Below are 12950 nucleotides of genomic sequence, written 5' to 3'. Positions count from 1 at the left end.
CCGCGCGGCGTCATGGAGAGCCACATGTCCACCGACTGCGTCCCTGCGGGCGTCTGCGGAGCCCCGCAGACCGACCCCGACTCGGCGCGCGTGGTCATGGTCAGTCTGCACACCTCCCCGCTGGCCCAGGCCGGCAACCGGGACGCCGGCGGCCTCAACGTCTACGTCAACGCGCTCAGCGCAGCGCTCGCCCAGGGCGGCATCACGGTGGACATCGTCACCACCGACGTCGACGCCGAGGCTCCCGCAGGCGCAGACAGCGTCACCGTGCTCGACGATGGTCGGCGGATCCACACCCTCGCCGTCGGCGAGCAGGCGCGGTCGGAGAAGTCGCTGCTGCCCGAACGGGTCGATGAGCTGGCCGCCCGGGCGCTGCGCAGCCTGGAATCGATCGACATCAGCCGGGTCACCACGGTCCACTCGCACTACTGGATCTCCGGGCTGGCCGGGATTCAGCTGGCTCGGGCGCTGTCGGCGCCGCTGGTGCACACCATGCACACGATCGCCGCGGTGAAGCAGGAGCTCGACCCCACCACACCGGAGAGCCCCCGGCGCAGCCTCGCCGAGGCGATGATCGCCCGTGCTGCCGATCTGGTCACCGCCAACACCGAACGCGAGATCGCCGACCTCAAACGCCTCTTCGGCCTCGACGACGCCTCGATCGCGCTCGTCCGGCCAGGCGTCGACCTCGAGGTCTTCCACCCGCCCATGGGACAGGACCCCCGCTGCGGGCCGCTGGCCGGGCGCGCCCTGCGGCTGGCCTTCGCCGGCAGGCTGCAGCCGCACAAAGGACCGCAGGTCGCCGTCGAAGCCCTCGGCGAGCTGCGCAGGAGGATGCCCGAGGTGCCGGTGCAGCTGGTCGTCGCGGGAAGCCAGAGCGGTGACGACGTGCTGGACCTCCAGGCGCTGGCAGAGCGGGCCGGCGTCGCCGATGCTGTGCAGGCGCTGCCCCCGCTGCCACACAGTGAGCTCGCCGACCTCTTCCGCCGCAGCGACGCGGTGCTGGTGCCCTCCTTCAGCGAGTCCTTCGGCCTGGTCGCCCTGGAAGCCATGGCCTGCGGCACCCCGGTGATCGCCCACGATGTCGGGGGCCTCTCGTCCTTGATCACCCACCGCCGCAGCGGGCGGCTGATCCCGAGCCTGGACCCGGTCCTGTGGGCCGAGCAGCTGCGCTGGCTGGTGCTGCACCGGCGGGCCTGGGGCCGCTACAGCACGACGGCGGCGACGCTGGCGAGAAATTATTCCTGGGACGCCACCGCGGCCGCGACACGGCAGGCGTACCGCAGCCTGACTCTGATCACCAGCCGCTGAGCCGGTGTCGCCTGCCCGGCTCAGGTCTCCAGGTAGCGCGACGACCAGGTCTGGGAGTACTTCTTGTTGAGCGCCCGGGTGGCACGAGAGCTGTGCACCAGGGTCTGCTGCATCTTCTCGGAGAGCTTCGGTCGCAGTCCCTCGGGAGGTCGCACCATGCCCTCCTGGGCCACCGAGGCGACCAGGGCGCCGTCGCGGCTGTAGATGGACCCCTGGGCGAGGCCGCGCGCGTTCTGCGCGCTCGGGCTCTGCTGGACGTAGAGCAGCCACTCGTCGGCGCGGGCATCGCGATGCCACCACATGGCGTGATCCAGCGAGGCGACCTTCATCTCCGGCTTGGCCCAGTACAGGCCGTGGCGGCGCAGCACCGGTTCCAGCAGCGTGTAGTCAGAGGCGTAGAGGATCGCGGCCCGGTGGATGTTGGGGTCATCGGGCAGCGCGGCCTTGGTCTTGAGCCACACCGCGCTGGTGGCATGCGGATCCTGATCCGCCTCGAGGTAGATCGGGCGGTCCACATGACGGATGTCGAAGGGGCGGCCGTGCGCCCATTCATGCACGATCGGGTGCTTCACGTGTCCCACCAGCTCCTGAGGGGGTGCCAGATCCTCCGGATCCGGGACCCCCTCAGGCATCCTGCGCTGATGTGACACTCCGGCCGAGGGCCGCTGGAAGGACGCGATCATGGACAGGATCGGGGTCCCGTCCTGATAGGCCTGGCTGCGCCGCGCGGAGAAGGAGCCGCCGTCGCGCAGCCGCTCCACCGAGACCTGGATCGGTTTGCTCGCGTCACCGGGGCGCAGGAAGTAGCCGTGCACCGAATGGATCAGTCGGTCAGGTTCCACCGTGGCCATGGCGGCCGTGGCGGCCTGGGCCAGCACCTGCCCGCCGAAGACCCGCCAGTAGGCCTGCTTGAAGACCGGACCGAGGAAGTGGTCCTCGCCGCTGCGTCCCGCCGCTGCTTCATCGTCATCGGGCTTCAGGTGCTTCAGCTGCAGCATGTCCACGAGCTGCTGCACCGACTCGGCGGCGGCAGGCACCTCATAACGGCGATCAGGCATGCGACGTCCTTTCGGGCGTGGACTGGGTCAGGTGCCTCCACTCTAACGGCCCTTCAGCCCCATATAGGGGGAGCCGGGTCAGATCAGCGTGCCCACCCCGAACACGGCCCAGGCCAGCAGGAAGGCCATGATGCCGATCAGGGTCTCCAGCACGGTCCAGGTCTTCAGCGTGGTCTTCACGTCCATGCCGAAGAACTTCGAGACCAGCCAGAATCCTGAATCGTTGACGTGGGAGGCGATCACCGAGCCGGCGGCGACGGAGATGACCATGGCGGCGAGCTGGAGCTCGTTGAAGTCCGCGGCGGCGACACCGGTGGCCAGCAGCCCGGCCGCGGTGGTCAGCGCGACGGTCGCGGAGCCCTGGGCGATGCGCAGCACGCCGGCGATGACGAACCCGGCGAGGATCAGCGGGATCCCGACGCCGGAGAGCGACTCGGAGAGAGCCTCACCGATGCCTGATTCGCGCAGCACTCCGCCGAACATGCCACCGGCGCCGGTGATCAGGATGACCGCGCAGACCGGACCCAGCGCCTGGTCCATGATGTCCTGGGCGCCCTTCATGCCGCGACCACCCCGGGTCCCCATGGTTGCCAGGGCGACGAAGAGCGTGATGAGCAGCGCGACCGGGGTCTGGCCCAGGGTGACCAGGATGCTGTACCAGGCGGATTCGGTCTGCTCCGCGGAGACCACGCCAGCGGTGGCCAGGGTGCTCAGTCCGGTGTTGAGGAAGATCAGCAGCATCGGCAGCAACAGGATCATCACCACGGTGCCGAACCTCGGCGGGTTCTTCTCGGCGGCCTCATCGGCCTGGCCCAGCAGCAGCGGGATCGGCAGCTCCCAGCGGCGTCCGGCCCACTTGCCGAAGAGGTAGCTGGTCACATACCAGGTGAGCACCGCGATCGGCAGCGCCACCAGCAGCAGGATGCCGACGTTGGCCTCGAAGAACTCACTGGCTGCCACGGGGCCCGGGTGCGGAGGCACGAACACGTGCATGACGGAGAATGCGCCGGCCACGGGAAGCCCGTAGAGCAGCACCGATCCGCCGAGGCGTCGACCCACGGCGAAGACCACCGGAAGCATGACCACGAGTCCGGCGTCGAAGAAGATCGGGAAGCCGAAGAGCAGCGAGGCGACGCCGAGCGCGAAGGGAGCGCGCTTCTCCCCGAACCTGTTGACCAGCTTGTCGGCCAGGACCTTGGCGCCGCCTGAGACCTCGACGATCCGGCCGAGCATCGCGCCGAGGCCGACGAGCAGGGCCACCGAGGCCAGGGTGGAGCCGAAGCCGGAGGTGAGCACCGGGACGATGTCTGCGGTCGGAATCCCGGCCGCGGCTGCGGTGAGCAGCGAGACCAGGATCAGGGCCACGAAGGCGTGGACCTTGAAGCGGATGATGAGCACGAGGAGCACCGCGATGGAGCCGGCGGCGATGCCGAGCAGCGGGCCGGTGCCGAGGGTCTGTTCCCAGCCTTCGAGGGTCATGAGTGATTCCGTTCTTCGCTCTGGTCAGAAGTGTCGGTGTTGGTGCGGAGCCAGGTCCGGGCGGCCTCGAGGAGGTCCTCGATCGTGGCGTCATTGGTGAGCACGACGCCGTCCTCCTCCGGATCGAGGGACTCCAGCGTGTTGAGCTGGGACTCCAGCAGCGCCGGGGGCATGAAATGGCCGCTGCGGTGGGCCAGTCTGGTGTTCAGCCGCGGGATCTCCACATCCACATGGAGGAACACCACGCGTCCGGCAGCGGTGCGCAGCACATCTCGGTAGCTGCGGCGCAGCGCGGAGCAGGTGATCACGCTGCCGGTCTCCACCTGGGCGGACATCCAGTCCCGCAGGGCGTCGAGCCAGGGCCAGCGATCCTCATCGGTCAGCGGCGTCTGCGACGCCATCTTGGCGATGTTCTCGACCGGATGGAACTCATCGGCTTCGGCCATCGGCAGGTTCAGCTCGGCTGCCAGGGCTGCGGCCAGCGTGGACTTCCCTGAGCCGGAGACTCCCATCACCACCAGGTGACAAGGGGGAGCCGGTTCACCCGGGCTAGGCTGAGGTGGGGGATTCGTCATCGAATTCCTTTGTGCTGAGGGCTGGTTCTCGGATTCCCTGTGACGGGGACCACGTGCCAGCTAAGATAGCACCTTTCAGCATGAAAGGTGTGATGTTTGTTTCTGTGTTGATGAAGGAGGCTGTGTGGCGAACTCTTCCGTGGCCCGCGTGGGCCGGGACGCGATCTCCGAGACCCTCGGGCGCGAGATCGTCGACGGGGCGCATCGACCCGGAGCTGTGCTGACCCTGGAGTCGCTGCAGCAGCGCTTCGGCATCTCGCGCACCGTGGCCCGCGACAGCGTCAAGGTGCTGGAGTCCCATGGTCTGCTCTATTCGAAGCGACGCATCGGCCTGGTGGTGACCGCCGCGGAGCACTGGGACGTGATGTCTCCCGCCGTGATCGGCTGGCGGCTGGCCTCGGCCGACGCGCGCGGGGCGTTCATCGAACTCACGCAGCTGCGCATCGCGGTGGAGACCGAAGCGGCAGCTCTGGCTGCCGCCCGGCGGACCGAGGTTCAGGCCCACCAGATGCTGGATCTGGCCGCCACCATGCGGCGGCTCGGCGAGTCCGAGCAGCTCGAGGAGTTCATCGCGGCAGACATCGCCTTCCACCGGCTGATGCTCGAGGCCGGCGGAAACTCGATGTTCGCGGCACTGGCCGACGTCGTCGCGGAGGTCCTCACCGGACGCACCAAGCACGGCCTGATGCCGACCCGTCCTATGCCCGAGGCTCTCGACGCCCACGACGGCGTGGCCCGAGCGATCGCGGGCAAGGACCCGCGCGAGGCCCGGCGCTGCATGGAGGTCCTGGTCGATGAGGTGCGCTCTGCTCTGGAAGAATGAGCCCCATGACTGACTCGCTGCGATTCGCTGAAGCCGTCTCGCTCCAGGACCTCTCCACCTACATCAAACGAGCCCGCCGCATCCAGGAGCAGGGCATCCGGCTCCAGGCCGTGGGCCAGGTGCTCGCCGCCTGGGTGCCGGTGATGACCCCGGGTTCGCTGACGAGCCAGCTGCCGGCGGTGCTGGGACTGCGCACCGTCGCCCTCGCCGAGGCGTCGCGCGCCGACGTCACCACGGAGCTGAGCTCCATCAGCGAGCGCATCGCCCGGATGAACCCTGCCGAGACCGAGCTCTCGCTGCCGCCGAGCCGGCTCAGCGTGCCCTGGGCGGCGGTCACGCCCCCGCGCTCCGGCTGGGAGCCGCTGGGCAGTGTGCCCGATGACCACCTGCGCGCCCAGGCCCAGTCCGGCATCGCCCAGATCACCGAGGCGGTGCCGACCACGGCGGGCGCCGCCGTCGTCGAGCAGGTCCGGGAACAGGTCTGGGGGCGGGACCTGGAGACCGAGAACGCCTCATCGGCCGAGGACGCTCAGCAGCTCCACGAGGCCGCCATCCCCGCCGGCGCGGCCTTCGGCGCCCACGCGCTGAACTTCCTCGCCGCCGAGGGAGCCAGCGGATCCACCGCCGTGCACCGGAGGGGCCGCTGGGTCCGGCTCAGCTCGCAGGGCGGCTACATCCTGTGCCGCAGCACCCGGGAGCCCGCGATTCTGTGAAGGTCTGACCCGCTGAGGGTCAGCTGTTGACCATCGAGTGCGCGGCGCGCTCGAGGTAGTCCCACAGGATCTGTTCGTGCAACGGGGAGAGCTCTGCGGCGTCGACTCCGGCGCGCATGAACGTCAGCCACTTGTCCCGAGCCTCAGCATCCACGGCGAAGGGCATGTGCCGCATCCGCAGCCGAGGGTGCCCGCGCTGCTCCTGATAGGTGCGCGGCCCGCCCCAGTACTGCTCCAGGAACATCAGCAGACGCTCCTTCGCCGGTTCCAGGTCCGCCTCCGGGTACATCGCCCGAAAGTCCTCGTCCTGCGCGACATGGTCGTAGAAGACCTCGACGATGGTCTCGAAGGTCCTGCGTCCACCGACCGCATCATAGAAGCTCTGCTGCTCAGCGCCTGACGGCTCAGAGCTGCCGGGCGGGGGGCTGGACGGCGCGGCAGCTGCTGGTGCAGGCGTCGCCGCGGCGGGGCGGCCGGGCAGGCCGGAGACCTGGGACGGAGGCCGTCCGACGGGCCGCACGGTGGCGATCGGCGCCCCCAGGCGGTTCGAGAACTTCGGAAGCTCACGGGCGGGCTTGGACTCTTCGTCAGACATGTTCCTCCTCTTGCGCGGTGCAGGGTGCAACGATACTCGCTCACCCCATGTTCCCCGTCGGCCACGCAGCCACTGCCGGCACCTGCCTGAGCCCCGTAGGATTGACCCGGCCCCCGGCCACCCGCGTCCTCGCCCCGAAAGGTCTGAGAAGAGATCATGGTAGACAGCATGGAAGTCCACATCGCCACCGATCACGCAGGGATGGAGCTCTCCGCCCACCTGGCAGATCACCTGCGCGGTCTCGGCTACACCCTCATCGATCACGGGCCGCAGGAGTATGACGCGCTGGACGACTACCCAGCCTTCTGCATCCGAGCGGCCGCGGCCGTGGTGGCCGCCCGCAGCGCCGGCAAGAACGCGCTGGGCATCGTGCTGGGCGGATCCGGCAACGGCGAGCAGATCGCCGCGAACAAGGTCACCGGCGTCCGCGCAGCCCTGGCCTGGAGCCACGACACCGCGGTCCTCGCCAGGGAGCACAACGACGCCAATGTGGTCGCCCTCGGCGGACGCCAGCACAGCCTCGAAGAGGCCACCGGGATCGTGGAGGCCTTCTTGCGCGCCGATTTCACCAAGGATGAGCGCCACGCCCGCCGGATCGGGAAGATCTCCCACTATGAGCTGACCGGCGAGATCCTCGACTGAGAAATGCCTGAAGGTCATACCCTCCACCGGCTCGCCGCGCAGATCAACACGGTCTTCGTGGGGAGCCCGTGGCGGGTCAGCTCTCCGCAGGGGCGGTTCGCCGCCGGCGCGGAGCGGCTGGACGGGCAGGTTCCGCAGCACGCCGAGGCCTGGGGCAAGCACCTGTTCGTGCACCTCGGGCCCGAGGTCTGGCAGGTCCATCTGGGGCTCTACGGCGCGTTCAGCTTCCGCGGGGATCAGGAATTCACGGCCGAGGCCTCCATAGGCGCTCCTCGAGCCGCGGCAGTCACCTTCGAGCCGCAGTACGACGACGACGGCTGGCTCATCCCCGAGCCTGCGCAGGGGGCCGTGCGAGCCAGGGTCAGCGCCCGGCACGGCTGGGCGGATCTGCGCGGTCCCGCCACCTGCGCGGTGCTCGAGGTCGCGGACTACCACAAGATCATCGCCCGGCTGGGTCCTGATCCGCTGCGCCAGGGCCCTCCTGACCGGATGAGCACTGACCAGGGTCATGCGGGATCGGCACAGACCGACCGCGCCCAGAAGGATCAGCACCCGCGCGAGACCTTCCTGCGCAACCTCAGCCGGCGCCGGATCAGCATCGCCGCGGCCCTGATGGACCAGGCGGTCATCGCCGGGGTGGGCAACATCTACCGGGCCGAATCGCTGTTCCTCGAGCAGCTCGACCCGCACACGCCCAGCAACCAGATTGACCCCGAACGCGCCACCGCGCTCTGGGACCGGCTCACCGAGCAGCTGCGCGACGGCGTGGCTGAGGGTCGGATCCGCACCGTGCGCACCGGCGGCTCGCGGCGCCACTGGGTCTATAAGCATCAGGGCACCGCCTGTCCGCGCTGCGGGGCGGTCATCGAGGCGGCTGAGCTGCAGGGCCGCCGGCTCTACTGGTGTCCGGGGTGCCAGCGCGGCTGAGCCCGCGCCAGTTCCGCCGGGGTTCCCGTAGAATCACCTGGGTCCGCAGAACATCCATGAGGAGTACATCCCAAGTGTCCGAAAACGCAGCATCGGAAGCCCCGTCCCAGGCGTCAGCGCCGGCTGAATCCATCAGCATCACCCGCGACGGCGAGACGGCGAGCATCGAGCGCGGCACCACCGGCACCACGCTCTTCGCCGCGGACAAGAGCACCGTGGTCATGCGGGTCGACGGTGAGCTCTGGGACCTCTCCCGCGAGATCCCTGCCGGCTCCGCCGTCGAGGCCGTGGACATCTCCAGCCCCGACGGGCTCAACGTGCTGCGCCACTCCACCGCCCACGTGATGGCCCAGACGGTCCAGCAGCTCTACCCTGAGGCCAAGCTCGGCATCGGCCCCTACATCACCGACGGGTTCTACTTCGACTTCGACGTCGCCGAGCCCTTCACGCCGGACGATCTGAAGAAGATCGAGAAGGCCATGCAGAAGCTGATCAACCAGACCCAGCACTTCGAGCGCGAGGTGGTCAGCGAGGAGCAGGCCAGGACCGCGATGGCGAGTGAGCCGTACAAGCTCGAGCTGCTCGGCGTCGCCAGCGATTCCAACAGCCCAAACGGTGCCGCTGAGGCCGCCGAAGGTGCCAGCATCGAGGTCGGCGGCGGGGAGATCACGATCTACCACAACGTCGATCGCCACGGCGAGCGGGTCTGGTCCGACCTGTGCCGCGGACCGCACCTGCCCAACACCAAGCTCATCGCCAACGCCTACGCCGTGATGCGCTCCGCCGCCGCCTACTGGCGCGGCAAGGAGTCCAACCCGCAGCTCCAGCGCCTCTACGGCACCGCCTGGCCCACCAAGGATGACCTGAAGGCGTACAAGGAGCGGCTGGCCGAGGCCGAGCGTCGCGACCACCGCCGGCTGGGCTCGGAGCTGGACCTCTTCAGCTTCCCCGACGAGCTGGGCTCGGGGCTGCCGCTGTTCCACCCCAAGGGCGGCATCATCAAGCGCGAGATGGAGGACTACGTCAGAACCCGGCACATCGAGGCCGGCTTCCAGTACGTGGGCACCCCGCACATCTCCAAGGACGGCCTGTTCCACACCTCGGGACACCTGCCCTACTACGCCGACACCATGTTCCCGCCGCTGCATGTGGATGAGGAGCGCGACGCCGAGGGCAACATCACCAAACAGGGCCAGGACTACCGGCTCAAGGCGATGAACTGCCCGATGCACAACCTCATCTACCGTTCCCGCGGACGCTCTTACCGGGAGCTGCCCATGCGGCTCTTCGAGTTCGGCTCGGTCTACCGGTACGAGAAGTCCGGCGTGATCCACGGCCTGACCCGCGTTCGCGGCTTCGCCCAGGATGACTCCCACTCCTATGTCACCAAGGAACAGGCCCCCGATGAGGTCCGCCACCTGCTGAGCTTCGTGCTCTCGCTGCTGCGCGACTTCGGCCTCGATGACTTCTACCTGGAGCTCTCCACCCGGGACGAGGATTCGGAGAAGTTCATCGGCAGCGCCGAGCAGTGGGCCGAGGCCACCAAGGTGCTCGAGGACGTCGCCAACGAGACCGGTCTGGAACTGGTGGCCGATCCCGGCGGTGCGGCCTACTACGGCCCGAAGATCTCCGTGCAGGCCCGCGATGCGATCGGCCGGACCTGGCAGATGTCCACCGTGCAGTACGACTTCAACCAGCCCGAGCGCTTCGGCCTGGAGTACCAGGCCGCCGACGGCACCCGCCAGGAGCCGGTGATGATCCACGCCGCGAAGTTCGGCTCGATCGAACGGTTCCTCGGCGTGCTCACCGAGCACTACGCCGGAGCGTTCCCGGTCTGGCTCTCACCGGTCCAGGTCCGCGCGATCCCGGTCGCGGAGCCGTTCAACGACTACCTCACCGAGGTCGTCTCCAAGCTGCAGGCCGCCGGCGTGCGCGCCGAGCTCGAGGACAGCAGCGACCGCTTCCCGAAGAAGATCCGCACCGCCTCGAAGGACAAGATTCCGTTCGTGCTGATCGCCGGAGGCGATGACGTCGACGCCGGCGCGGTCTCGTTCCGCTTCCGTGACGGCAGCCAGGACAACCAGGTGCCGGTGGATGAGGCCGTGGCCCGGATCCTCGCGGCCATCGAATCCAAGGAAGGCTGAACCGGCGTGGGGTCCGAAGACGAGTTTGAACTGGCAGGCGTGCCCGACGCCTTCCAGCGCCTCTGGACCCCGCACCGTGCCGCCTATCAGAAGCGCGGCCAGGACCAGGTCAGTGGTTCCGAGGACTGTCCCTTCTGCCAGGGTCCTCAGCGCAGCGACGAGGAGTCACTGATCGTCCACCGCGGCGAGCGGTGCTTCGTGCTGCTGAACCTCTATCCGTACAACCCCGGTCATCTGATGGTCTGTCCCTATCGGCACGTCCCGGATCTCACCGACCTCGACGCCGAGGAAGCCGGGGAGTTCATCGCCCTGACCCAGCAGTGCATGCGCGTGCTGCGCGCGACGGCGAACCCTGGGGGGTTCAACCTCGGGGTGAACCAGGGCAAGGTCGGCGGGGCGGGCATCGCGGTTCACCTGCATCAGCATGTGATCCCGCGCTGGAACGGGGACACCAACTTCATGCCGATCGTCGCGCATACGAAGAACATCTCGCAGACGCTGGGGGAGACCCGCGCCATGGTGGCCGAGGCCTGGGAGGCGAACCGCTAGATGCTGAACCGATACGCGCGCGCCTTCTTCGGCGGGCTGTTCACCCCGATCGCCAAGGCTCTGCTGAGACTTGGCATGACCCCGAACATGGTCACGGTGATCGGCACTATCGGGGTCTGCCTGGGCGCACTGGTCTTCTATCCGATGGGGGAGCTGTTCTGGGGCACGGTGTTCATCACCGTCTTCGTCTTCTCCGATCTCATCGATGGTCTGATGGCCAGGATCAGCGGCAAGGGCTCTGTGCTGGGCGGCTTCCTGGACTCCTGCCTGGATCGGGTCCAGGACGGCGCGGTGTTCTTAGGACTGCTGATCTGGTTCTTCACCGGCGGAGACCACATCTGGCTCGGCATCGCCTCGGCATTCTGCCTGCTGGCGGGCAATCTGGTCTCCTATGTGCGGGCAAAGGCTGAGGCGTTGGGCTACACCGCCGACGTCGGCATCGCCGAACGCTCCGAGCGCATGGTCCTGACCCTGGTGTTCACCGGCTTCACCGGTCTGGGCCTGCACTCCTCGGTGCTGCTGGTGGTGCTGACCCTGCTCGGAATCGCCTCGGTGGTCACCATCGCCCAGCGCTTCCGCGCCGTCATCGCGCAGACCGCCGCCGCGACCGACTGACCCCTCAGGCGGGGTGATTGGGTAGCGTCGTGGTCATGAGCGATCTCCCTATGCGTACAGCCGGAGTCGATCTGGCCGCCGAGAACAAGGGGACGGCCCTCGCCCTCATCGCGTGGACCCCCGAACGTGCCCGCTTGGAGCAGCTGACTCTCAATGTCGACGACGCGGAGATCACGGACGCCGCAGCGGGGGTCGCGAAGATCGGGATTGATTGTGCATTCGGCTGGCCCGATGAGTTCGTCGCATTCATCGCCGACCACGCGAACCTCGCGCAGCCTCAAGTGCCGGACGGGCGGATGGCATGGAGGCGAACGCTCGCGTTTCGTGAGACCGACCGGCATGTCCGCGAGAAGATCGGTCGGTGGCCGCTCAGCGTCTCGACCGACCGGATAGGTCTGACCGCGATGCGCTGCGCCGGTCTCCTCGGTCGACTCGCGGCCAGCGGACTGGTCGTCGACCGGTCGGGACGGGACGGCGTCGTCGTGGAGGTGTACCCCGGCGCGACGCTGCGGCTGTGGCAGTGGGAGATTCGGGGATACCGGACAGATCCGAAGGTGCGCCGCTCATTGGTCCGGCGGATGCAGCGGGATGCGCCCTGGTTCGATCTCGGTGAGCACGCGGAGCTCATGGTGGAGTCCACCGACGCCTTCGACGCTGTCGTGGCCGCCCTCGCTGCACGCGCTGCCGCAGTGGGACGGTATGAGCCTCCGCCGTCGAAGCATCAGGAGCGAGCCGAGCGGGAGGGCTGGATCGTGCTCCCGTCCTGTGCGCTCGGCGCCTTGCTCTCACCTCCACACGCCTCAGAACGACCGTTGTCCTACACCGTGACCTGACGGCGGTCGAGGACGCGAAAGACACCACCGTTCCGGCCTAGGGCACTGGGACCGAATCGCAGGTATGTATTCTTCGGGTTCTGCGACTTGGGCCCCGGGAAAGGCCGCGCCAGTCCGCCCGTGGGAGATGCCCGGTATGTCACCTACCCCAGGGAGGCCAGCAGGTCGGCGCAGGCCTGCTCGCAGCGTCGGCACGCCTCGGCGCAGATGCGGCAGTGATCGTGGTGGTCTGCGTGCTGGGAGCACTCGTCTGCGCAGGATCTGCACGCAATGCCGCACGCTTCCAGGATGGCGCGGACGGCATCGATGTTGTTGCCGGTCTGCCGCAACAGGACGTTGCCGGTCGCCGTGCAGATATCGGCGCAGTCGGCGTTTCTCCTGATGCAGGTGGTCAGCTCTGCGACCATGTCTTCGGCGAGGCACGCGTCGGCGCAGGCAGTACAGGTTTGAGCGCACTCGAAACACGCTTCGATGCACTCAGCAAGCTTCTGCTCGTCCACCCACTCAATGGTTCTGGGGTGGGTGTCCAGCATTGATGTCACGTGGTGAGTCATGGTGCTGCTCCTTCTCTCACACTGCGGCTCAGGCGGTATAAGGATCTGGTGCTCGGCGGCTTCGAAGCATGCCGTCGGAGACACAGTAGCGTGGGCCCGAGGATTCGGGAACGGCGCTGGACGGATTCCACA

The 12950-nt window shown here is 68.2% G+C and carries 14 protein-coding genes; 9 read left to right on the top strand and 5 right to left on the bottom strand.

Annotation, left to right across the window (positions count from 1 at the left end):
• Positions 1 to 24 precede the first annotated feature (24 nt).
• Entirely contained in the window at positions 25 to 1311 is a 1287-nt protein-coding gene (locus LTI14_RS03885; RefSeq protein ID WP_241464843.1) for a glycosyltransferase, read from the top strand.
• Positions 1312 to 1331: 20 nt separating this feature from the next.
• Here LTI14_RS03885 and LTI14_RS03880 read toward each other — a convergent pair whose 3' ends face one another.
• The 3 genes from LTI14_RS03880 to LTI14_RS03870 form a co-directional block, all read right to left on the bottom strand.
• Complete coding sequence (locus tag LTI14_RS03880; protein ID WP_241464842.1) at positions 1332 to 2369, bottom strand: acyl-CoA thioesterase; 1038 nt, start codon at positions 2367 to 2369, stop codon at positions 1332 to 1334.
• A gap of 78 nt (positions 2370 to 2447) precedes the next feature.
• Complete coding sequence (locus LTI14_RS03875; protein WP_241464841.1) at positions 2448 to 3848, bottom strand: GntP family permease; 1401 nt, start codon at positions 3846 to 3848, stop codon at positions 2448 to 2450.
• Positions 3845 to 4360, bottom strand: a complete 516-nt coding sequence (locus LTI14_RS03870; RefSeq protein ID WP_241475864.1) for a gluconokinase — start codon at positions 4358 to 4360, stop codon at positions 3845 to 3847. Before LTI14_RS03870 ends, LTI14_RS03875 begins: the two co-directional genes overlap by 4 nt.
• 187 nt (positions 4361 to 4547) lie before the next feature.
• Here LTI14_RS03870 and LTI14_RS03865 point away from each other — a divergent pair, with 187 nt between their 5' ends.
• Together LTI14_RS03865 and LTI14_RS03860 are read left to right on the top strand one after the other, a co-directional pair.
• Positions 4548 to 5246, top strand: coding sequence for a FadR/GntR family transcriptional regulator (locus tag LTI14_RS03865; RefSeq protein WP_241464839.1), 699 nt, complete (start codon positions 4548 to 4550; stop codon positions 5244 to 5246).
• Positions 5247 to 5251: 5 nt separating this feature from the next.
• Complete coding sequence (locus LTI14_RS03860; RefSeq protein ID WP_241464838.1) at positions 5252 to 5959, top strand: hypothetical protein; 708 nt, start codon at positions 5252 to 5254, stop codon at positions 5957 to 5959.
• A 19-nt stretch (positions 5960 to 5978) separates the two neighbouring features.
• Here LTI14_RS03860 and LTI14_RS13020 read toward each other — a convergent pair whose 3' ends face one another.
• Positions 5979 to 6440: a globin gene (locus LTI14_RS13020; protein ID WP_370642757.1), complete on the bottom strand. Its 462-nt coding sequence runs from the start codon at positions 6438 to 6440 to the stop codon at positions 5979 to 5981.
• 282 nt (positions 6441 to 6722) lie between these two features.
• On the opposite strand from LTI14_RS13020, the gene LTI14_RS03850 reads away from it, so the two are divergent.
• Genes LTI14_RS03850 through LTI14_RS03825 form a run of 6 tightly spaced genes read left to right on the top strand, consistent with a single transcriptional unit; the run spans position 6723 to position 12264 of the window.
• A complete protein-coding gene (locus LTI14_RS03850; RefSeq protein ID WP_241465096.1) occupies positions 6723 to 7196 on the top strand; it encodes a ribose-5-phosphate isomerase in 474 nt (157 codons plus the stop codon).
• Positions 7197 to 7199: 3 nt separating this feature from the next.
• Complete coding sequence (locus LTI14_RS03845; RefSeq protein ID WP_241475863.1) at positions 7200 to 8123, top strand: Fpg/Nei family DNA glycosylase; 924 nt, start codon at positions 7200 to 7202, stop codon at positions 8121 to 8123.
• Positions 8124 to 8179: 56 nt separating this feature from the next.
• The gene (gene thrS / locus LTI14_RS03840) at positions 8180 to 10267 is read left to right on the top strand and encodes a threonine--tRNA ligase (RefSeq protein WP_370642756.1); all 2088 of its coding nucleotides are present in this window, start codon (positions 8180 to 8182) and stop codon (positions 10265 to 10267) included.
• Between the two features lie 6 nt (positions 10268 to 10273).
• The gene (locus tag LTI14_RS03835) at positions 10274 to 10816 is read left to right on the top strand and encodes an HIT family protein (RefSeq protein ID WP_241464835.1); all 543 of its coding nucleotides are present in this window, start codon (positions 10274 to 10276) and stop codon (positions 10814 to 10816) included.
• Positions 10817 to 11431 (top strand): phosphatidylinositol phosphate synthase, encoded by a 615-nt coding sequence (pgsA, locus tag LTI14_RS03830; protein ID WP_241464834.1) that lies wholly within the window; start codon positions 10817 to 10819, stop codon positions 11429 to 11431. It abuts the gene before it with no gap.
• A gap of 35 nt (positions 11432 to 11466) precedes the next feature.
• On the top strand, positions 11467 to 12264 hold the full coding sequence (locus tag LTI14_RS03825) for a DUF429 domain-containing protein (RefSeq protein ID WP_241475862.1): 798 nt from the start codon (positions 11467 to 11469) through the stop codon (positions 12262 to 12264).
• 143 nt (positions 12265 to 12407) lie between these two features.
• On the opposite strand, the gene LTI14_RS03820 is transcribed toward LTI14_RS03825, so the two are convergent.
• On the bottom strand, positions 12408 to 12818 hold the full coding sequence (locus LTI14_RS03820; RefSeq protein WP_241464832.1) for a four-helix bundle copper-binding protein: 411 nt from the start codon (positions 12816 to 12818) through the stop codon (positions 12408 to 12410).
• Positions 12819 to 12950: the final 132 nt, after the last annotated feature.

Source organism: Nesterenkonia sp. YGD6 (assembly GCF_022565895.1).
Taxonomy (GTDB): domain Bacteria; phylum Actinomycetota; class Actinomycetes; order Actinomycetales; family Micrococcaceae; genus Nesterenkonia.
This window is presented reverse-complemented; position numbering and strand designations above follow the sequence as displayed.